At 55.7% G+C, this 18,669-nt stretch carries 21 protein-coding genes; 16 read left to right on the top strand and 5 right to left on the bottom strand.

Annotated elements, in window-relative coordinates:
• Positions 1–64: 64 nt before the first annotated feature.
• The 3 genes from speA to CWM54_RS29270 form a co-directional block, all read right to left on the bottom strand.
• Positions 65–2,041, bottom strand: coding sequence for a biosynthetic arginine decarboxylase (gene speA / locus CWM54_RS11205; RefSeq protein ID WP_008806456.1), 1,977 nt, complete (start codon positions 2,039–2,041; stop codon positions 65–67).
• A gap of 8 nt (positions 2,042–2,049) precedes the next feature.
• Positions 2,050–2,181, bottom strand: a complete 132-nt coding sequence (gene yqgB, locus CWM54_RS11200; RefSeq protein ID WP_002916578.1) for an acid stress response protein YqgB — start codon at positions 2,179–2,181, stop codon at positions 2,050–2,052.
• Between the two features lie 287 nt (positions 2,182–2,468).
• Positions 2,469–2,744: a hypothetical protein gene (locus tag CWM54_RS29270; protein WP_136027425.1), complete on the bottom strand. Its 276-nt coding sequence runs from the start codon at positions 2,742–2,744 to the stop codon at positions 2,469–2,471.
• Positions 2,745–2,882: 138 nt separating this feature from the next.
• Between CWM54_RS29270 and metK the strand changes: the two genes are divergently transcribed.
• The 8 genes from metK (at position 2,883) to ruvX (ending at position 10,140) form a co-directional block, all read left to right on the top strand.
• Positions 2,883–4,037 carry a methionine adenosyltransferase gene (metK, locus tag CWM54_RS11190; RefSeq protein WP_061153336.1) on the top strand — a complete coding sequence of 385 codons (1,155 nt, stop codon included), beginning with the start codon at positions 2,883–2,885 and terminating at the stop codon, positions 4,035–4,037.
• A 380-nt stretch (positions 4,038–4,417) separates the two neighbouring features.
• Positions 4,418–5,812: a sugar porter family MFS transporter gene (locus tag CWM54_RS11185; RefSeq protein ID WP_100697097.1), complete on the top strand. Its 1,395-nt coding sequence runs from the start codon at positions 4,418–4,420 to the stop codon at positions 5,810–5,812.
• A 77-nt stretch (positions 5,813–5,889) separates the two neighbouring features.
• Positions 5,890–6,390, top strand: coding sequence for a SprT family zinc-dependent metalloprotease (locus tag CWM54_RS11180; RefSeq protein WP_008806459.1), 501 nt, complete (start codon positions 5,890–5,892; stop codon positions 6,388–6,390).
• A gap of 94 nt (positions 6,391–6,484) precedes the next feature.
• Entirely contained in the window at positions 6,485–7,192 is a 708-nt protein-coding gene (gene endA / locus CWM54_RS11175) for a deoxyribonuclease I (protein WP_100680703.1), read from the top strand.
• 91 nt (positions 7,193–7,283) lie between these two features.
• Positions 7,284–8,015: a 16S rRNA (uracil(1498)-N(3))-methyltransferase gene (gene rsmE, locus CWM54_RS11170; protein ID WP_061153332.1), complete on the top strand. Its 732-nt coding sequence runs from the start codon at positions 7,284–7,286 to the stop codon at positions 8,013–8,015.
• 20 nt (positions 8,016–8,035) lie between these two features.
• Complete coding sequence (gene gshB, locus CWM54_RS11165; protein ID WP_008806462.1) at positions 8,036–8,986, top strand: glutathione synthase; 951 nt, start codon at positions 8,036–8,038, stop codon at positions 8,984–8,986.
• A 174-nt stretch (positions 8,987–9,160) separates the two neighbouring features.
• Entirely contained in the window at positions 9,161–9,724 is a 564-nt protein-coding gene (locus tag CWM54_RS11160) for a YqgE/AlgH family protein (protein WP_012540566.1), read from the top strand.
• Complete coding sequence (ruvX, locus tag CWM54_RS11155; RefSeq protein ID WP_012540565.1) at positions 9,724–10,140, top strand: Holliday junction resolvase RuvX; 417 nt, start codon at positions 9,724–9,726, stop codon at positions 10,138–10,140. Before CWM54_RS11160 ends, ruvX begins: the two co-directional genes overlap by 1 nt.
• Positions 10,141–10,192: 52 nt before the next feature.
• Here ruvX and CWM54_RS11150 read toward each other — a convergent pair whose 3' ends face one another.
• Together CWM54_RS11150 and CWM54_RS11145 are read right to left on the bottom strand one after the other, a co-directional pair.
• Positions 10,193–10,846, bottom strand: a complete 654-nt coding sequence (locus CWM54_RS11150) for a LuxR C-terminal-related transcriptional regulator (protein WP_100697095.1) — start codon at positions 10,844–10,846, stop codon at positions 10,193–10,195.
• 348 nt (positions 10,847–11,194) lie between these two features.
• On the bottom strand, positions 11,195–12,175 hold the full coding sequence (locus CWM54_RS11145; RefSeq protein WP_100697093.1) for a type IV pilus twitching motility protein PilT: 981 nt from the start codon (positions 12,173–12,175) through the stop codon (positions 11,195–11,197).
• Between the two features lie 16 nt (positions 12,176–12,191).
• Between CWM54_RS11145 and CWM54_RS11140 the strand changes: the two genes are divergently transcribed.
• The 8 genes from CWM54_RS11140 to CWM54_RS11105 all read left to right on the top strand — a co-directional run bounded on the left by CWM54_RS11140 (position 12,192) and on the right by CWM54_RS11105 (position 18,644).
• Entirely contained in the window at positions 12,192–12,893 is a 702-nt protein-coding gene (locus CWM54_RS11140) for a YggS family pyridoxal phosphate-dependent enzyme (protein ID WP_061153329.1), read from the top strand.
• A 20-nt stretch (positions 12,894–12,913) separates the two neighbouring features.
• A complete protein-coding gene (locus CWM54_RS11135) occupies positions 12,914–13,480 on the top strand; it encodes a YggT family protein (protein WP_004205182.1) in 567 nt (188 codons plus the stop codon).
• A complete protein-coding gene (gene yggU, locus CWM54_RS11130; RefSeq protein ID WP_002916614.1) occupies positions 13,477–13,767 on the top strand; it encodes a DUF167 family protein YggU in 291 nt (96 codons plus the stop codon). The genes CWM54_RS11135 and yggU overlap by 4 nt, the downstream gene beginning before the upstream one ends.
• A 12-nt stretch (positions 13,768–13,779) precedes the next feature.
• Complete coding sequence (locus tag CWM54_RS11125; protein WP_012540562.1) at positions 13,780–14,373, top strand: XTP/dITP diphosphatase; 594 nt, start codon at positions 13,780–13,782, stop codon at positions 14,371–14,373.
• On the top strand, positions 14,366–15,502 hold the full coding sequence (gene hemW, locus CWM54_RS11120) for a radical SAM family heme chaperone HemW (protein ID WP_100680701.1): 1,137 nt from the start codon (positions 14,366–14,368) through the stop codon (positions 15,500–15,502). The genes CWM54_RS11125 and hemW overlap by 8 nt, the downstream gene beginning before the upstream one ends.
• Positions 15,503–15,807: 305 nt before the next feature.
• On the top strand, positions 15,808–16,794 hold the full coding sequence (locus CWM54_RS11115; protein ID WP_100680700.1) for a TRAP transporter substrate-binding protein: 987 nt from the start codon (positions 15,808–15,810) through the stop codon (positions 16,792–16,794).
• Positions 16,795–16,839: 45 nt separating this feature from the next.
• Positions 16,840–17,343 carry a TRAP transporter small permease gene (locus CWM54_RS11110; protein WP_100680699.1) on the top strand — a complete coding sequence of 168 codons (504 nt, stop codon included), beginning with the start codon at positions 16,840–16,842 and terminating at the stop codon, positions 17,341–17,343.
• The gene (locus CWM54_RS11105; RefSeq protein ID WP_100680698.1) at positions 17,343–18,644 is read left to right on the top strand and encodes a TRAP transporter large permease; all 1,302 of its coding nucleotides are present in this window, start codon (positions 17,343–17,345) and stop codon (positions 18,642–18,644) included. Before CWM54_RS11110 ends, CWM54_RS11105 begins: the two co-directional genes overlap by 1 nt.
• The last annotated feature ends 25 nt before the right edge of the window (positions 18,645–18,669 follow it).

The raw sequence follows: 18,669 nt of genomic DNA, 5'->3' as shown, positions 1-18,669 counted from the left end.
GGCTTCGCCTTATCCGGCCTACCTTCGCAGGCCCGGTAAGCGCTACGCCACCGGGCATCAATGGTTACTCGTCTTCCAGATAAGTATAGCCGTACAGTCCCGCCTCAAACTCTTCGAGGAACTGCTGCTGCAGCGCGTCGTCCAGGCCGGTATTTTTCACCTGATCGCGGAACTGGGTCAGCAGCGTGTTCGGATCCAGCTGCACATACTGCAGCATATCCGCCACGGTATCGCCCTCGTCGGACAGCTCAACCTCAACGCTGCCGTCAGGGAAGACGAACACGTCCACCGCCTCGGTATCGCCAAACAGATTATGCATGTTGCCAAGGATCTCCTGATAGGCGCCGACCATAAAGAAGCCCAGCATCGGCGGGTTCTCCGGGTCGTACTCCGGCATCGGCATGGTGGTGGCGATCCCGTCGCCGTCCACGTAGTGATCGATGGCGCCATCGGAGTCGCAGGTGATGTCCAGCAGCACCGCGCGGCGCTCCGGCGACTTGTTCAGCCCTTCCAGCGGCATCACCGGGAACAGCTGATCGATTCCCCAGGCATCCGGCATCGACTGGAACAGCGAGAAGTTGACGTAGATTTTATCCGCCATCCGCTCCTGCAGCTCATCGATGATGGGACGATGCGCGCGGTTGCTCGGGTCGAGCTGCTTCTGCACTTCATGACACATGTTCAGATACAGCTGCTCGGCCCAGGCGCGCTCCTGCAGGTTGAAGGTGCCGGAGGAGTAGCCGATATGGATATCATGCAGATCCATCTGGCTGTCGTGCAGCCATTCGCGCAGCGAGCGGCGGTTGCCGGTCTCGTGCATCTCCAGCCAGGTTTCCCACATGCTCTGTAGCGGACGCGCAGCGTCTTCCGCCGGCGGGGTCGCCTCAGTGTATTCGTTACGCTCCACGCCGATGATGTTGGAAACCAGCACGGTATGGTGCGCGGTCACCGCGCGGCCGGATTCGGTGATCACCGTCGGGTGCGGCAGGCCGTTCTCTTCGCAGGCATCGCCGATCGCCCAGATAATGTTGTTGGCGTATTCGTTCAGACCGTAGTTCACCGAGCAGTCAGACTGCGAGCGGGTCCCTTCATAGTCCACGCCCAGACCGCCGCCGACGTCAAAGCACTGAATGTTGACGCCCAGCTTATGCAGTTCGACGTAGAAACGCGCGGATTCACGCACGCCGGTGGCGATATCGCGAATATTGGCCATCTGCGAACCGAGGTGGAAGTGCAGCAGTTGCAGGCTCTCAAGGTGCCCTGCGGCACGCAGGATCTCGACCAGCTGTAGTACCTGGGTCGCCGCGAGGCCAAACTTGGACTTCTCTCCGCCGGAGGATTGCCATTTGCCGGAGCCCTGCGAGGCCAGACGCGCACGCACGCCAAGGCGCGGCACCACGTTCAGGCGCTCGGCCTCTTCCAGCACGATGGCGATCTCGGACATCTTCTCGATGACCAGATAGACCTTGTGGCCCATCTTCTCGCCCACCAGCGCCAGGCGGATATATTCGCGGTCTTTATAGCCGTTACAGACGATGACGCTGCGGGTCATCCCGGCGTGCGCCAGCACGGCCATCAGTTCCGCTTTCGAACCGGCTTCCAGTCCCAGCGGCTCGCCGGAATGGATCAGCGATTCAATCACGCGACGGTGCTGGTTAACCTTAATCGGGTAGACGAGGAAGTAATCGCCGTTATAACCGTACGATTCACGCGCGCGTTTGAAGGCGGCGTTGATCGAGCGCAGGCGGTGCTGCAGGATCTGCGGGAAGCAGAACAGCGCCGGCAAACGTTGCCCTTGCGCCTCGCGGGCTTTGACTAATTCCGCGAGGTCCACGCGCGCTTCCGGGACGTCCGGATCCGGGCAAACGCTGATGTGGCCCAGTTCGTTGACGTCATAATAGTTATTGCCCCACCAGGCAATATTATAAGTACGCAGCATCTTGCTGGCTTCCTGGGAGCTCATCGCTACCTCCTGCATGGAACGTAGTACACCGTGTTCGCCTGCTGACGAAGGCGAAACCATAGACATGTCGTCAGACATAGCGAACCTCAATTTTTAATAATAAGTGTAAGACAGTTAACTACTATCGCAGTCCAAAGATGCGATAACAACCCATGAACAGTCCTAAAGCCCAGCACTATCTGCTGGTTTTGCGACTGCGCGACCGGTTTCTTATTCATATCATCGTAAAACACGTAGCCGAACAGAGTATGACAGTCCGGAGAAACCACGAGAAAACTCTTGCCTGGCAAGAGCGCCCTTGTTCAGTTTTCTGACGACCGACCGGCCCTGGAATCCTGAGAAGCGCCGAGATGGGGTGAACATCGGCTGGTTTGCATGAGAGAGATGCAGGTTGCGGAGTGCTGACGCGCGACAGAACGACGCGACGAATCAAGCGAAAAACGTTGGTTCATTATCTGGTATCACCTCCACACCGCCCTGCGACAGGGTCGGCGACAAGCCAAAGCTATACATACCGGGCAACAGGCGCTACGCCGCTGCGAGATTCTGTAAATACAGACTGCTTAACCCGGCTGGAAGTGGCACCACAGGGCGATGCCCCGTGCGCTTTTTTAATGAGCCGCGCGCGGCGTTTTATACCGAGAAGCAGGGTAAAAAGCAAAATAAAAATGTGTGCGTTTGCGTGGTTGTCAGGAAAATTTGCCAGGCGGGTTTTCCCATAAATGCGACCGCCATCAAAAAAGGCTGGAAATGGGCTCAAGAATTGACCTAAAATAGCCATCCAGAAGTTAATCCGTCTATACTGATTAACACTCAGACTGCTCGTGTCGCTACCTGCGCGGCTTTGCGCTGATTATCCACCAAAGCCACATTACACAACAGTATGAGCTATCCGAATCGTCCACAGGTGAAATAAAATATGGCAAAACACCTTTTTACGTCTGAGTCCGTATCAGAAGGGCATCCTGACAAAATTGCTGACCAAATCTCTGATGCCGTGCTGGATGCGATCCTCGAGCAGGATCCGAAAGCACGTGTCGCATGTGAAACCTATGTCAAAACCGGCATGGTGCTGGTAGGCGGCGAAATCACCACCAGCGCATGGGTTGATATCGAAGAGATCACCCGTAACACCGTCCGCGAAATTGGCTACGTGCATTCCGATATGGGCTTTGACGCCAACTCGTGTGCCGTTCTGAGCGCCATTGGTAAACAGTCTCCGGACATCAACCAGGGCGTCGACCGTGCCGACCCGCTGGAACAGGGCGCAGGCGACCAGGGTTTGATGTTTGGCTATGCAACCAACGAAACCGACGTGCTGATGCCAGCGCCGGTGACCTATGCTCACCGTCTGGTGCAGCGCCAGGCTGAAGTACGTAAAAACGGCACCCTGCCGTGGCTGCGTCCGGATGCGAAAAGCCAGGTGACCTTCCAGTATGACGACGGCAAAATCGTCGGCATCGATGCGGTCGTTCTGTCCACGCAGCACGCGGAAGATATCGACCAGAAATCTCTGCAGGAAGCGGTGATGGAAGAGATCATCAAGCCGACCCTGCCGACCGAATGGCTGAGCGCTTCGACCAAGTTCTTCATCAACCCGACCGGACGTTTCGTTATCGGCGGTCCGATGGGCGACTGCGGTCTGACCGGTCGTAAGATCATCGTTGATACCTACGGCGGCATGGCTCGTCATGGCGGCGGCGCGTTCTCCGGTAAAGATCCGTCTAAAGTTGACCGTTCCGCAGCCTACGCGGCGCGCTATGTGGCGAAAAACATCGTTGCCGCAGGCCTGGCCGATCGTTGTGAAATCCAGGTCTCCTACGCTATCGGCGTTGCAGAACCGACTTCCATCATGGTGGAAACTTTCGGCACCGAGAAAGTGCCTTCTGAACAGCTGACCCTGCTGGTGCGCGAGTTCTTCGATCTGCGTCCGTACGGCCTGATTCAGATGCTGGACCTGCTGCACCCGATCTACAAAGAAACCGCTGCCTACGGTCACTTTGGTCGCGAGCATTTCCCATGGGAAAAAACCGACAAAGCGGCTCTGCTGCGCGAAGCGGCCGGTCTGAAATAACCTCCCCGTTTCCTCTCTTCAAGGCCAGCCTCGCGCTGGCCTTTTTGTTTCCGTCGCCCTCCCTCTGCGCCTCGCTTCAGCGGAACGCTGCAACATGATGAAAGCGATTACATATTGATGAATGCCACTTCCTACCTACAGCAGGCATTTCATGCGTGTTTTTTTCACAATGTTACATATTGTTTCGGTCAACTCTGATTACCGTTTTTCAAATTGTCGACTATCCTTGCATATACTGCTGATTTAAAAAGCATTTAATGCATTACGTTTCTTTACCTTTGTGTAAACGATTACACAGCCGTGACTATAATCACGTTTTTTTACCGTCGAGTGTCCTACCCTAACCATCGACAGAATCAATAACTCAACTGGAGGGCGTTATGCCTGACAACAAAAAACAAGGGCGTTCGAACAAGACCATGACGTTCTTCGTCTGCTTCCTCGCCGCACTGGCTGGCCTGCTGTTCGGCCTTGATATCGGTGTTATTGCGGGTGCCTTACCCTTTATTGCCAATGAGTTCCAGATTTCAGCCCATACCCAGGAGTGGGTGGTCAGCTCCATGATGTTCGGTGCCGCCGTCGGTGCGGTCGGCAGCGGCTGGCTCTCCTTCAAACTGGGCCGTAAAAAAAGCCTGATGATCGGCGCCATCCTCTTTGTCGCCGGCTCTCTGTTCTCCGCTGCCGCGCCAAACGTCGAGATCCTACTGGTTTCCCGCGTGCTGCTGGGCCTGGCGGTGGGCGTCGCTTCATACACGGCTCCGCTGTATCTGTCGGAAATCGCGCCAGAGAAAATCCGCGGCAGTATGATTTCGATGTACCAGCTGATGATCACCATCGGGATCCTCGGTGCCTATCTCTCTGACACCGCTTTCAGCTACAGCGGCGCGTGGCGCTGGATGCTCGGCGTGATCATTATTCCGGCGGTATTGCTGCTGATCGGGGTTATCTTCCTGCCGGACAGCCCGCGCTGGTTCGCTGCGAAACGTCGCTTCGTCGATGCCGAACGCGTGCTGCTGCGTCTGCGCGATACCAGCGCCGAAGCGAAACGTGAGCTCGACGAAATCCGCGAAAGCCTGAAGGTGAAACAGTCCGGCTGGTCGCTGTTCAAAGACAACAGTAACTTCCGCCGCGCGGTGTTCCTCGGTATTCTGCTGCAGGTGATGCAGCAGTTCACCGGCATGAACGTCATCATGTACTACGCACCGAAGATTTTTGAACTGGCGGGCTATGCCAACACCACCGAGCAGATGTGGGGGACGGTGATCGTCGGTCTGACCAACGTGCTGGCCACCTTTATCGCTATCGGTCTGGTCGACCGCTGGGGCCGTAAACCAACGCTGATCCTCGGCTTTATCGTGATGGCCGCGGGCATGGGCGTGCTGGGTAGCATGATGCACATTGGCATTCACTCCTCTACCGCGCAGTACATCGCCGTCCTGATGCTGCTGATGTTCATCGTCGGTTTCGCCATGAGTGCCGGTCCGCTGATTTGGGTACTGTGTTCCGAAATCCAGCCGCTGAAAGGCCGCGACTTCGGCATCACCTGCTCCACAGCGACCAACTGGATTGCCAATATGATTGTCGGCGCCACCTTCCTGACCATGCTCAAATCGCTGGGCAGCGCCAATACCTTCTGGGTGTACGGCGGTCTGAACGTGCTGTTTATCCTGCTGACTATCTGGCTGATTCCGGAAACCAAAAACGTCTCGCTGGAACATATTGAACGTAACCTGATGCAGGGCCGTCCGCTGCGCGAAATCGGCGCCCGCGACTAACCCGCCTGAGCTTCCTCCCCTCCCGGGAGGAAGCTTCCTCTTGCTCTCCCCTGCCCGTCGCACTATCCTCTGGCGCTATGAAAACACCCCGTATTCCCATCGCTATTCAGCAGGCCGTGATGCGCAGCCTGCGGGAGCATCTCGCCAAAGCGAACCTCAAACTGGAACGCCGCTACGCTGAGCCGACGCTGGTCTACCAGCAGCGCGGTACCTCCGCCGGCACCGCCTGGCTGGAGAAAAACGAAATTCGTTTAAATCCGGTGCTGCTGCTGGAAAATCAGCAGGAGTTTATCGATGAAGTGGTGCCGCACGAGCTGGCGCACCTGCTGGTCTGGCAGCACTTTGGCCGCGTCGCGCCGCACGGTAAAGAGTGGAAATGGATGATGGAGAACGTCCTTGGCGTTCCCGCGCGTCGCACCCACCGTTTTGAACTCGATTCGGTCCGCCAGAACACCTTCCCCTATCGCTGTCGCTGTCAGCAGCATCAGCTCACCGTCCGTCGCCATAACCGGGTGGTGCGCGGCGAGGCCACCTACCGCTGCGTTCACTGCGGCGATCTGCTGGTGGCTGAAAAATAACCATCAGAATTTATTAGAAACTTTCTGATCTGACTGATTGCATCCAGCACCCTCATTCGCTACGTTGCGGGCTCGTTTTGACACGGAGTTAACGATGTCCCGTATGCATATTTTAGCCGTTGCGGTATTGAGCACGGCAGTCAGTGGCCCGCTCGCGGCCGCCGGTATTAATAGTTTTTCCCAGGCCAAGGCCGCTGGCGTCAAAGTGAACGCCGACGTTCCGGGCGACTTTTATTGCGGCTGTAAAATCGACTGGCAGGGTAAAAAAGGCGTTATCGATCTGGAATCTTGCGGCTATAAAGTGCGTAAAAATGAGAACCGCGCCAGCCGGGTGGAATGGGAACACGTGGTGCCAGCGTGGCAGTTCGGCCATCAGCGCCAGTGCTGGCAGGAAGGCGGGCGTCAAAACTGCGCCAAAGATCCGGAGTACCGCAAGATGGAAAGTGATATGCACAACCTGCAGCCGGCGGTGGGAGAAGTGAATGGCGATCGCGGCAACTTTATGTACAGCCAGTGGAACGGCGGTGAAGGCCAGTACGGCCAGTGCACTATGAAGGTCGATTTTAAAGATAAAGTCGCTGAGCCCCCTGCCCGCGCCCGCGGCGCCATCGCCCGCACCTACTTCTATATGCGCGACCGCTATCAGTTGAATCTTTCCCGCCAGCAAACTCAGCTGTTTATCGCCTGGGATAAGCAGTACCCGGTCACCCCCTGGGAGTGTGAACGCGATGAGCGCATCGCGAAAGTGCAGGGCAACCATAATCCGTATGTCCAGCAGGCTTGCCAGGCGCAAAAGAGCTAACCTACACTAGCGGCAATTGTTAATTTGCAGCCCTGTGCTTCCCACCTCACGGCGGGAAGCTGGCATCTGCGCAACGTACGGAATATCAAGCATGCGCATTCCTCGCATCCATCATCCAGAACGCCTCATTGTCGGCAGCCAGATTGCGCTGAGCGATGACGCGGCCAACCACGTCGGTCGCGTCCTGCGCATGGCCACCGGTCAGCACTTACAGCTTTTTGACGGCAGTAACCAGGTGTTTGACGCCGTCATCACCGAGGCTGGCAAGAAAAATGTCACGGTTGAGGTGCTCAGCGGCGACCCCGACGATCGTGAATCGCCGCTGCATATTCACTTAGGCCAGGTGATGTCGCGCGGTGAAAAAATGGAATTTACTATCCAGAAATCGATCGAACTCGGGGTAAGCCTCATAACGCCACTGTTTTCCGAGCGCTGCGGCGTTAAACTGGACGCCGAACGTTTGCAGAAGAAGATCCAGCAGTGGCAGAAAATCGCTATTGCCGCCTGCGAACAGAGCGGTCGTAACGTGGTACCGGAAATACGTCCGGCCATGCAGCTGGAAGAGTGGTGCGCCGAGCAGGACAGCGGGCTGAAGCTCAACCTGCACCCGCGCGCCAGCGCCAGCATTAATACGCTGCCGCTACCGGTTGAACGCGTCCGTCTGTTGATTGGTCCGGAAGGTGGGCTATCGGCAGAAGAGATAGCGATGACCGCGCAATACCAGTTTACTGATATCCTGTTGGGACCGCGCGTTCTGCGTACAGAGACTACTGCGCTCACCGCCATCACCGCCCTGCAGGTGCGTTTTGGCGACTTAGGTTGAGGCGTTAACGGAGAAGAACCATGATCAAGCTCGGCATCGTGATGGATCCCATCGCAACCATCAACATCAAGAAAGACACCAGCTTCGCTATGTTGCTGGAAGCGCAGCGTCGCGGCTATGAACTCCATTATATGGAGATGAACGACCTCTATTTGATCAACGGCGAAGCCCGCGCCCGTACGCGCACGCTGAGCGTCGAACAGAACTACGATAAATGGTATGACTTCACCGGTGAGCAGGATCTGCCGCTGGCGGATCTTGACGTTATTTTGATGCGTAAAGATCCGCCGTTCGATACCGAATTTATTTATGCCACCTACATCCTGGAGCGGGCGGAAGAGAAAGGCACGCTTATCGTCAACAAGCCGCAGAGCCTGCGCGACTGTAACGAGAAACTGTTCACCGCCTGGTTCTCTGAACTGACTCCGGAAACGCTGGTCACCCGCAATAAAGCCCAGCTGAAAGCCTTCTGGGAAAAACACGGCGATATCATCATGAAACCGCTCGACGGCATGGGCGGTGCCTCTATTTTCCGCGTCAAAGCCGGCGATCCGAACCTTGGCGTGATCACGGAGACCCTGACCGAGCTCGGCAGCCGCTACTGCATGGCGCAGAACTATCTGCCCGCCATTAAAGACGGCGACAAGCGCGTGCTGGTGGTGGACGGCGAGCCGGTGCCTTACTGCCTGGCACGTATTCCGCAGGGTGGCGAGACCCGCGGCAACCTGGCCGCTGGCGGCCGTGGCGAAGCTCGCCCGTTGACCGAAAGCGACTGGGAAATTGCCCGCCGCGTCGGCCCGACGCTGAAAGCCAAAGGCCTTATCTTCGTCGGCCTGGATATCATCGGCGACCGTCTGACGGAAATTAACGTCACCAGCCCCACCTGCGTGCGTGAGATTGAAGCCGCCTTCCCGGATATTTCGATCACCGGCATGCTGATGGACGCTATCGAAAGACGTATCACCAAATAAACACCAGGGCGGATAAACGTCCGCTCATGGCGCAGCGAGCGCGGTTGACCGCGCTCGTCAAACGCTGCCAGCCAGGCGCCACTCGGGCGCCAGCCAGATAAAGTGCATCGACACTATTCTACTTTGCCCGCATACTGGGTGTTGCTTTTTGAACCAGGAACAGAACCTCTGACAATGAATTTACAGCATCACTTTCTGATTGCCATGCCTGCGCTTCAGGATCCTATTTTCCGCCGCTCCGTGGTCTATATCTGCGAGTATAACGACGAGGGAGCCATGGGCATTATTATCAATAAGCCGCTGGAAAATCTGCAGGTGGAAGGGATCCTTGAGAAGCTCAAGATTGTTCCGGAGCCGCGCAATCCGGAGATCCGTCTGGATAAACCGGTGATGCTGGGCGGCCCGCTGGCGGAAGACCGCGGCTTTATTCTGCATACCCCGCCCTCTGACTTCTCCTCGAGTATCCGCATTTCGGATAACACAGTGGTCACCACCTCGCGGGATGTTCTTGAAACCTTAGGTACCGACAGACAGCCGGGCAACGTACTGGTTGCGCTGGGCTACTCCTCATGGGAGAAAGGGCAACTGGAGCAAGAGATTTTAGATAATGCCTGGCTCACCGCCCCTGCCGACCAGAATATTCTCTTCCGCACGCCCATCGCCGATCGCTGGCGCGAGGCGGCTAAACTGATTGGTATCGACATTGTGACGATGCCAGGCGTCGCGGGGCATGCATGATGAGCGGAACCTTTCTCGGCTTTGATTTCGGCACCAAAAGCATCGGCGTGGCGGTGGGGCAACGCATCACCGCAACCGCGCGACCATTACCGGCGCTGAAGGCGCAGGACGGTAAACCGGACTGGAATGTCATCGAAAAACTGCTCAAAGAGTGGCAGCCTGAGGCGGTGATCGTTGGCCTGCCGCTGAATATGGACGGTACCGAGCAACCGCTGACGGCGCGCGCACGGAATTTCGCCAATAAAATTCATGGCCGCTTTGGCGTCGCGATCGTCCTTCACGATGAACGTCTGAGTACGGTGGAGGCTCGGGCAGGCTTATTTGAACACGGCGGCTACCGGGCGCTGAATAAAGGTAGCGTTGATTCGGCTTCAGCCGTGGTGATTCTGGAAAGCTACTTCGAGCAGAGCTTTTAGGCTCTGCTCTCCTGCGCCGCAGGCAAATTGCTGACGGCGCGCTTCCGGCCGCTTAGTGGCGCAGATGTTCGTTCGCCCAGCTCACCGCTTGAGTACGATTCTTCACGCTCAGTTTACGAAACACATTGTACAGGTGCGTACGCACCGTGTTCTCGCTGATAAACAGGGCACGGGCAATATCCAGATTCGTCGCCCCACAGCGCAGCTCGTTGAGGATCTCACATTCCCGCTCGGTGAGTGGCGAGTTCTCAACGGGCGCCGATGCATGGTCCGCAGCGTACATCGCCGGGTGCATCACGCTCAATTCAGCCGTCTGTTCGCCGTTCAGTACGGCCTTAACGCCCTCAATTAAGCGCGATTCATCATCGTCATGGCGGAACACGCCATATAAAGCCGGCCACTGCGCCATTTCGTATAACTCATACTTTTGTGCGCTATTAATAATCAACAAGCGAGGATTATCTGCCTGCAGTCGAATAATGTCTCGCCACACCCCATTTAATTTCTTATTTGACACTGCAATATCAAATAATATTACAGAATCTTTCGCCAGGCGCTGCACCAGTGGTTTATTAATGTTTTGTAAAACCACTGATGTCATCAGGGTTTCACTCAGATAGCTGGCAAAGGCTTTGCTCTGAATTGACGGGTGGGTAATAAATGTAACCTGACGAGAACATGATGAATTTCCATTAAAATTAATCACTTAAAACTCTCCTTAGCTGCTACCCACCGTCATGGTGGTTAAATGAATAAAAAAATATACAAACAGTGGTGAATTTATAAATAGCCTTGGCAATTTACAAATTGAAACGTTATTCCATGAGAATCATCCTATTCCCGTAAACAGCATAAATCGAATACCTCAAAGCTGTCAAAAGGTAATCAAACTTTTTTCCTGGAAATGCGTATTCACTGTCGACATATCGCAACTGAATGTGTTATTTGAATTTATTCAGAATGGTTATTTGTATTACCAAATAATATAAATAAACAGCCATCAAACATTCAGTTAACATATCATTTAACCCACCCTGCCTGCTTCACGCTTCTCTTACAGCTCGCCTGCGGCGACACGTTGCTGAAAACTCTGCGTAAATGTCAGCATTCCGGCCTGCATCCCGGTCTGCATCACGCCGGGCAACTGGTGTACTTTTCCTTCACGGATCAAATTCGCCACGGCGGGGGTATTGACCAAAAGCTCGTATAGCGCAACTCTCCCGCCCTGACGCGCAGGTAACAATTTTTGCGCCAGCACCGCGCACAGGCTTCCGGCCAGCTGACTACGAACCTGATCTTTCTCCTCTGCCGGAAAAACATCGATCAATCTCTCCACTGCCGGCGCCGCACCGCGGGTGTGTAACGTCGCCATCACCAGATGCCCAGTCTCCGCAGCCGTTAACGCCAGACGGATGGTTTCGCTGTCGCGTAGCTCGCCGAGCAGGATCACATCCGGATCCTGGCGCAGCGCCACGCGGAGCGCCGCGGCGAATGAAGGACAGTGACGGCCAATCTCCCGCTGCTGGATCAGGCAGCGCTCGCTGTGATGAATAAACTCCACCGGGTCCTCCAGGGTCAGAATATGGCCATCAAGACGCTGGTTGAGATGCCCCACCATCGCCGCCAGGGTGGTCGACTTGCCGCTGCCCGTCGCTCCGGTGACCAGCAGCAGGCCACTCTCTTCCGCCAGCAGTTCGCTCAGGGCAGGCGGGGCGCCCAGCGTCTCCAGACGCGGGCACTGTTCAGGAAGGAGCCGCAGCACCAGCGATATTCCACGCGTATGGGCGAAAGCGCTGGCGCGCAGCCGCGAACCGCAGGCCAGGGTCAGCGCAAAGTCAATCTGGCCGTGTTCCTGCCAGTGCTGTAACTGTGCGGCATCAAGCCAGCAGTTGAGTAAATCCGGGATATCCGGCGCGGGAAAGGGGGCGGGCTCCAGCCAGCCCTGCCGCCGCCAGCGCGGTGCGGCGGAATTGCACAGGTGTAGATCGGAGACATTATGCTTTACACTAAGGGCTACGATTTCTTCCAGCTTCATAACTCATCCTCGGAATATGAACGATATTGCGCATAACCTGGCACAGGTCCGGGACAAAATCTCCGGTGCCGCCGCTCGTTGCGGGCGTGCGCCAGAAGAAGTGACATTGCTTGCAGTGAGTAAAACAAAACCTGCGAGCGCGATCGAAGAAGCCATCGCGGCAGGCCAGCGGGCATTTGGTGAAAACTACGTCCAGGAGGGCGTGGAGAAGATTAACCATTTCCAGCAGGCCGGCGTCAGTGGGCTGCAGTGGCACTTTATTGGCCCTCTACAGTCCAACAAAAGCCGGCTGGTGGCAGAGCATTTTGACTGGTGCCATACCGTCGATCGGCTGAAAATCGCCACCCGCCTGAGCGAACAGCGCCCGGCGCATCTGCCGCCGCTGAAGGTGCTAATTCAAATCAATATCAGCGATGAGCAGAGTAAATCCGGCATCCCGTTGGAAGCACTCGATGCATTAGCGGCGGAGATCGCTGAATTACCTCATCTGGAGCTGCGCGGCCTGATGGCCATCCCCGCGCCTGAGTCAGAATATGTAAGGCAGTTTGCCGTCGCCCAGCAAATGGCGGTAGCATTTGCGCGATTAAAAACGCGGTACCCCACGGTCGATACGTTGTCTCTGGGAATGTCGGACGATATGGAAGCCGCAATCGCGGCGGGAAGCACGATGGTGCGCATCGGCACAGCCATTTTTGGTGCGCGCGACTACAGCAAATAATAAGGAATCTGAGGAACGCCATGAAGACGTTGACTTTCCTGCTTTCAACGGTCATTGAGCTTTACACGATGGTCGTGTTGTTACGCGTCTGGATGCAGTGGGCGCGCTGCGACTTTTACAACCCGTTTTCGCAGTTTGTGGTGAAGGCCACGCAGCCGATTGTCGGGCCGCTGCGCCGGATTATCCCGGCGATGGGGCCGATTGACAGCGCCTCGCTGCTGGTGGCATTTATTCTCTGCGTCATCAAAGCGATCGTGCTGTTTATGGTGATCACCTTCCAGCCGATCATCTGGATCTCCGCCCTGCTTATTCTGCTGAAAACCATCGGCTCATTGATCTTCTGGGTGCTGCTGTTGATGGCGATCATGAGCTGGGTCAGCCAGGGCCGTAGTCCGGTGGAGTACGTGCTGATGCAGCTGGCGGACCCGCTGCTGCGCCCTATCCGCAACCTGCTGCCGTCGATGGGCGGTATCGATTTCTCGCCGATGGTGCTGGTGCTGCTGCTGTACGTGATTAATATGGGCGTCGCCGAGGTGCTGCAGGCCACCGGTAACGTGCTGCTGCCGGGGCTGTGGATGGCGCTATGAGTGCCGTTGAAACCTGTGCTGACGGGCTGGTGCTGAGGCTGTACATTCAGCCGAAGGCCAGCCGCGATAGCATCGTGGGCGTACATGGCGACGAGCTCAAAGTCGCCATTACCGCCCCGCCCGTTGATGGCCAGGCCAATGCCCACCTGGTGAAATTTCTCGCCAAACAGTTCCGCGTCGCCAAAAGCCAGGTACTGATTGAAAAAGGCGAGCTGGGTCGCCATAAGCAAGTTAAAATCATCGCCCCACAACAGATCCCGACTGCGGTCGCGGCGCTAACTGAATAAACAGGATTCATCATGCAAAAAGTCGTCCTCGCGACCGGCAACGCCGGTAAAGTGCGCGAACTGGCCTCGCTGCTGGAAGATTTTGGCCTCGATATCGTCGCTCAGACTGAGCTGGGCGTGGACTCTGCGGAAGAGACCGGCCTGACCTTTATTGAAAACGCGATTCTGAAAGCGCGTCATGCGGCACAGATCACCGGCCTGCCGGCCATCGCCGACGATTCCGGTCTGGCCGTCGATGCTCTTGGCGGCGCGCCGGGTATTTACTCCGCCCGCTATTCCGGCGTCGACGCCACCGACCAGCAGAATCTTGAGAAGCTGCTCGACGCGTTAAAGGACGTGCCGGACGACCAGCGTCAGGCGCAGTTCCACTGTGTGCTGGTCTATCTGCGCCATGCCGAGGATCCCACGCCGCTGGTGTGCCACGGCAGCTGGCCTGGGGTAATCACCCGACAAGCCGCCGGTACGGGTGGCTTCGGCTACGACCCGATCTTCTTCGTCCCGTCAGAAGGGAAAACCGCGGCCGAACTGAGCCGTGAAGAAAAGAGTGCGATTTCCCATCGTGGGCAAGCGCTAAAACTGTTACTGGAAGCATTACGTAATGGCTAATTTGCCGCCGCTGAGTCTCTATATTCATATTCCCTGGTGCGTGCAGAAATGCCCGTACTGCGACTTTAATTCGCATGCGCTGAAAGGCGAGGTGCCGCATGACGATTACGTCCAGCATCTGCTAAACGACCTGCAGGCCGATGCGCTATATGCCCAGGGACGGGAAATAGGCACTATTTTTATCGGCGGCGGTACGCCGAGCCTGCTGTCCGGCCCGGCCATGCAAACTCTGCTGGATGGCGTCCGCGCCTGCCTGCCGCTGGCAGCCGGGGCGGAAATCACCATGGAAGCCAACCCGGGCACCGTGGAGGCCGATCGCTTCGTTGATTACCAGCGCGCCGGGGTGAACCGTATCTCCATCGGCGTACAAAGCTTTAGCGAACCGAAGCTGCAGCGCCTGGGGCGGATCCACGGTCCGGAGGAGGCCAAGCGCGCAGCACGTCTCGCCAGCGGCCTCGGCCTGCGCAGCTTCAATCTCGACCTGATGCACGGCCTGCCGGACCAGTCGCTGGAGGAGGCGCTGGACGATCTGCGTCAGGCGATTGCGCTGAATCCACCGCACCTGTCGTGGTACCAGCTGACCATTGAGCCGAACACCCTGTTCGGTTCCCGGCCGCCGGTGCTGCCGGATGACGACGCGCTATGGGATATTTTCGAGCAGGGGCATCAGCTGCTGAGCGCCGCCGGCTATCAGCAGTACGAGACTTCCGCCTACGCTAAACCGGGCTTCCAGTGTCAGCATAATCTCAACTACTGGCGCTTCGGCGACTACCTCGGCATCGGCTGCGGCGCGCACGGTAAGATAACCTTCCCTGACGGACGCATCCTGCGGACCGCCAAAACCCGCCACCCGCGCGGGTATATGGAGGGCCGCTACCTCGAGCGTCAGCATGATGTGGAAGAGGCGGATAAACCGTTTGAGTTCTTTATGAACCGTTTCCGCCTGCTGGAGGCCGCGCCGCGCGCAGAATTTAGCCGCTATACCGGTCTTGAGGAAGCGGTGATCCGCCCGCAGCTGGACGCGGCGATAGCCCAGGGGTATCTACAGGAAGACGAGCAGAACTGGCAGATCACCGAGCACGGTAAGCTGTTTTTGAATTCCCTTCTCGAACTCTTCCTTAACGAATAAATATCACCACTGTCCTTCCTTTTATCGTTTTAACGGGAAGGACAATAGTTCGAATTTATCGACATATCAACCTCACCATTCCCGAACCATTCTTTTAAAATATTCCACCCTCTAATTAATTCATTTTTATTTATAGAAACCAAATATAATTAAACCCATAAAAGCCGTTATTTCATTGCCTCATTGAGAAAAAGTGTGAGTCAGGCAGCTTAAAGATGTACGACAACAAGGATAATATGTCATACAGAAACAAAGCATGACGCTTAAGATATTGACCAATTACCACAAGTGCATGGAGCCAACTCATGAAAAAATACGCTTTTTCTCGTTCTCTGATAGCAATATCTTTGCTTGCTCTATTCTGTTCAGGAGCCAGCGCAGCTGAAAAAATCACGTTAAAACTGGCACATAACCTTGAACGCAGCCACGTGGTGCATCAGGCGTTTGAAGAGATGGCCAAAGAGGTAAACCAGCTTTCTGACGGTAATATGAAGATTCGTATTTACCCCAGTAGCCAGATGGGCAGCGCACGCGAAACGATGGAGTTATTACAAAATGGCGCGCTGGATTTGACCAAAGGTTCTGCCAGCGATCTGGAGTCATTTGATAATATCTACGCGATATATAATTTACCGTTTCTGTTTAACGATCAAAATCATTTCAATAAGGTGGTCTTCGGGGAAGTGGGCAAGGAAATAATGGATTCGACGAAAGAGAAAGGATTCTTTGCCCTTTCCGCTTATGTCGCCGGAACCCGAAGTTTTTATGCCAAAAAGCCCATCACCAAACCGGAAGATTTAAAAGGACTGAAGATCCGCGTGCAGGCCAGCCCGACGACATTAAAAATGATTGAATTAATGGGCGGCTCCCCGACACCAATCTCCTTTGGTGAGGTTTATACCGCCATGCAGCAAGGGGTGGTGGACGGCGCGGAAAATAACGTGCCCTCCTGGGTGCAGACTCGCCATATCGAAATCGCGAAAGTGTTCTCTGAAGATGAGCATGCCTCCATCCCTGACTTCCTCGTTATCTCCAGCAAAACCTGGGACAAACTGACGCTGGAGCAGCAGCAAATCCTGGTCAAAGCGGCGAAAGCCTCAGAGGTTTATCAGCAACAGCTGTGGCAGAAGATCGACGCCGATACCCGCGCGCAGGCCAAAGCCCTGGGGGGCGAAATTATCAAAGTGGATAAAGCGCCGTTCCGCGCCGCCGTGCAGCCGCTATTTGATGACTTTAAGAAAGATCCAAAACAGGCCGCTCTGCTGGCCAAATTTGACGCTGCCGCTGAATAACCTTTAACGGGCCAGCCCCTGGCCCGCTTCACCAGGAAATCAATGATGATACTTAACCGCATAAAGCTAGCGGTGGACCGCACCATCGCCGCATTCTCTGTCGTCGTAATGATTGCGCTGGTTGTCTGCGTCGTCTGGCAGGTGTTCAGCCGCTACGTGCTCAACCAGCCTAGCACCCTGACCGACGAACTGGCGCGTTTCTTAATGATCTGGGTCGGGCTACTGGGTGCGGCCTATACCGTCGGCGCCCAGCGTCATCTGGCGATCGATTTACTTACACTGATGCTCTCTTCCCGCAAGCAGGCACTGCTCAGCGTCATTATCAATCTGCTTATCTTTCTGTTTGCTGGCTCAGTGATTGTTACCGGCGGCGTAAAACTGATTGAAAAAACGCTGTCGACCGCCCAGGTCTCAGCCGCGATGCAGATCCCGATGGGCTATGTGTATCTGATCCTGCCGCTCACCGGCATCATGATGATGTTTTACGCGTTGTGTTTTATCAGCAACGGTCTAAAAAGCATGAAACATTCAGAAGCAGGAGCAAATTAATGGATAGCTATATTGCACTGACGCTGTTTGGCTCGTTCTTTATTCTGGTCTTTATTGGCGTACCTATCTCTTTTTCCATCGGTCTCGCTACCGTCGGCTCAATGCTGCTGATGTTTCCCTGGGATATCGCAGTGATTACCGTTTCTCAGCGCCTGGCGAATGGACTCGATAACTTCGCGCTGCTGGCTATTCCCTTCTTTATCTTTGCCGGTACCCTGATGAACAGCGGGGGGATTGCTATACGCTTAATCAATCTGGCGCAGGTGATGGTTGGGCGGGTACCCGGATCGTTGGGGCACGTCAACGTGCTGGCCAATATGATGTTCGGCTCGATCTCCGGTTCGGCGGTCGCAGCCGCCGCTGCGGTAGGGGGGACGCTCAATCCCATTCAGACACAGAAAGGCTACGATCCGGCGTTCTCCACTGCGGTAAACGTTTCATCCTGCATCACGGGCTTGCTCATTCCGCCATCAAACGTGCTGATCGTCTTTTCTCTGACGGCCGGCGGCGTCTCGGTCGCCTCGCTGTTTATGGCCGGTTATTTGCCGGGCATTCTGATGGGTCTGTCTATCATGCTGGTCTGCGCCGGTATCGCTAAACATCGCGGCTATCCGGTTTCCGAGCGCCCGACCTGCGCCCAGGCGGCAAAGGCTTTTTTTGACGCCCTGCCCAGCCTGCTGCTGGTCATTATTGTGATGGGCGGGATCCTCGGCGGTATTTTCACCGCCACTGAAGCTTCCGCCATCGCCGTGGTCTATACCTTTATCCTCTCGGTGCTGATTTATCGGGAAGTCAAATGGCGCGACCTGCCAAAGCTGATCCTTGAATCGGTGGTGATGACCTCTATCGTCCTTCTGCTGATCGGTTTTTCCGTCGGCATGTCGTGGGCAATGACCAATGCCGATATTCCCTACATGATAAGCGATGCGCTCATGGGGTTTTCTGAAAATCCGCTGGTGATCCTGCTGCTGATTAACATCGTGCTGTTAATCGTCGGTATCTTTATGGATATGACCCCAGCAGTACTGATTTTCACGCCGATATTTCTGCCCATCGCTGAGGATTTAGGCATGAACCCGGTCCATTTTGGCATCATGATGGTCGCCAATCTGTGCATCGGCCTGCTGACCCCGCCGGTAGGCAGCGCGCTGTTTGTCGGCTGCTCCATTTCAGGGGTTAAAATTCAGCAGCTCATCAAACCGCTGCTGCCGTTCTACGCCGCCCTGTTGATCGCGCTGATGATGATTGTTTATATCCCGCAGCTCTCGCTGTTTATTCCACAGCTGCTGGGGCTGATGTGATCGACTGAGCCTAACCGCTACCTGC

Source organism: Klebsiella sp. D-Nf1, assembly GCF_002810515.1.
GTDB lineage: Bacteria > Pseudomonadota > Gammaproteobacteria > Enterobacterales > Enterobacteriaceae > Klebsiella > Klebsiella variicola.
Note: the sequence above shows the minus strand (reverse complement) of the source record. Positions and strands in the feature narration are given on the sequence as shown.

What these genes read in the sequence shown, in the direction of transcription:
- speA (WP_008806456.1), bottom strand. Translation starts at nt 2,041, where the DNA reads ATGTCTGACGACATGTCTATGGTTTCGCCTTCGTCAGCAGGCGAACAC.
- yqgB (WP_002916578.1), bottom strand. Translation starts at nt 2,181, where the DNA reads ATGAATAAGAAACCGGTCGCGCAGTCGCAAAACCAGCAGATAGTGCTG.
- CWM54_RS29270 (WP_136027425.1), bottom strand. Translation starts at nt 2,744, where the DNA reads ATGGCTATTTTAGGTCAATTCTTGAGCCCATTTCCAGCCTTTTTTGAT.
- metK (WP_061153336.1), top strand. Translation starts at nt 2,883, where the DNA reads ATGGCAAAACACCTTTTTACGTCTGAGTCCGTATCAGAAGGGCATCCT.
- CWM54_RS11185 (WP_100697097.1), top strand. Translation starts at nt 4,418, where the DNA reads ATGCCTGACAACAAAAAACAAGGGCGTTCGAACAAGACCATGACGTTC.
- CWM54_RS11180 (WP_008806459.1), top strand. Translation starts at nt 5,890, where the DNA reads ATGAAAACACCCCGTATTCCCATCGCTATTCAGCAGGCCGTGATGCGC.
- endA (WP_100680703.1), top strand. Translation starts at nt 6,485, where the DNA reads ATGTCCCGTATGCATATTTTAGCCGTTGCGGTATTGAGCACGGCAGTC.
- rsmE (WP_061153332.1), top strand. Translation starts at nt 7,284, where the DNA reads ATGCGCATTCCTCGCATCCATCATCCAGAACGCCTCATTGTCGGCAGC.
- gshB (WP_008806462.1), top strand. Translation starts at nt 8,036, where the DNA reads ATGATCAAGCTCGGCATCGTGATGGATCCCATCGCAACCATCAACATC.
- CWM54_RS11160 (WP_012540566.1), top strand. Translation starts at nt 9,161, where the DNA reads ATGAATTTACAGCATCACTTTCTGATTGCCATGCCTGCGCTTCAGGAT.
- ruvX (WP_012540565.1), top strand. Translation starts at nt 9,724, where the DNA reads ATGAGCGGAACCTTTCTCGGCTTTGATTTCGGCACCAAAAGCATCGGC.
- CWM54_RS11145 (WP_100697093.1), bottom strand. Translation starts at nt 12,175, where the DNA reads ATGAAGCTGGAAGAAATCGTAGCCCTTAGTGTAAAGCATAATGTCTCC.
- CWM54_RS11140 (WP_061153329.1), top strand. Translation starts at nt 12,192, where the DNA reads ATGAACGATATTGCGCATAACCTGGCACAGGTCCGGGACAAAATCTCC.
- CWM54_RS11135 (WP_004205182.1), top strand. Translation starts at nt 12,914, where the DNA reads ATGAAGACGTTGACTTTCCTGCTTTCAACGGTCATTGAGCTTTACACG.
- yggU (WP_002916614.1), top strand. Translation starts at nt 13,477, where the DNA reads ATGAGTGCCGTTGAAACCTGTGCTGACGGGCTGGTGCTGAGGCTGTAC.
- CWM54_RS11125 (WP_012540562.1), top strand. Translation starts at nt 13,780, where the DNA reads ATGCAAAAAGTCGTCCTCGCGACCGGCAACGCCGGTAAAGTGCGCGAA.
- hemW (WP_100680701.1), top strand. Translation starts at nt 14,366, where the DNA reads ATGGCTAATTTGCCGCCGCTGAGTCTCTATATTCATATTCCCTGGTGC.
- CWM54_RS11115 (WP_100680700.1), top strand. Translation starts at nt 15,808, where the DNA reads ATGAAAAAATACGCTTTTTCTCGTTCTCTGATAGCAATATCTTTGCTT.
- CWM54_RS11110 (WP_100680699.1), top strand. Translation starts at nt 16,840, where the DNA reads ATGATACTTAACCGCATAAAGCTAGCGGTGGACCGCACCATCGCCGCA.
- CWM54_RS11105 (WP_100680698.1), top strand. Translation starts at nt 17,343, where the DNA reads ATGGATAGCTATATTGCACTGACGCTGTTTGGCTCGTTCTTTATTCTG.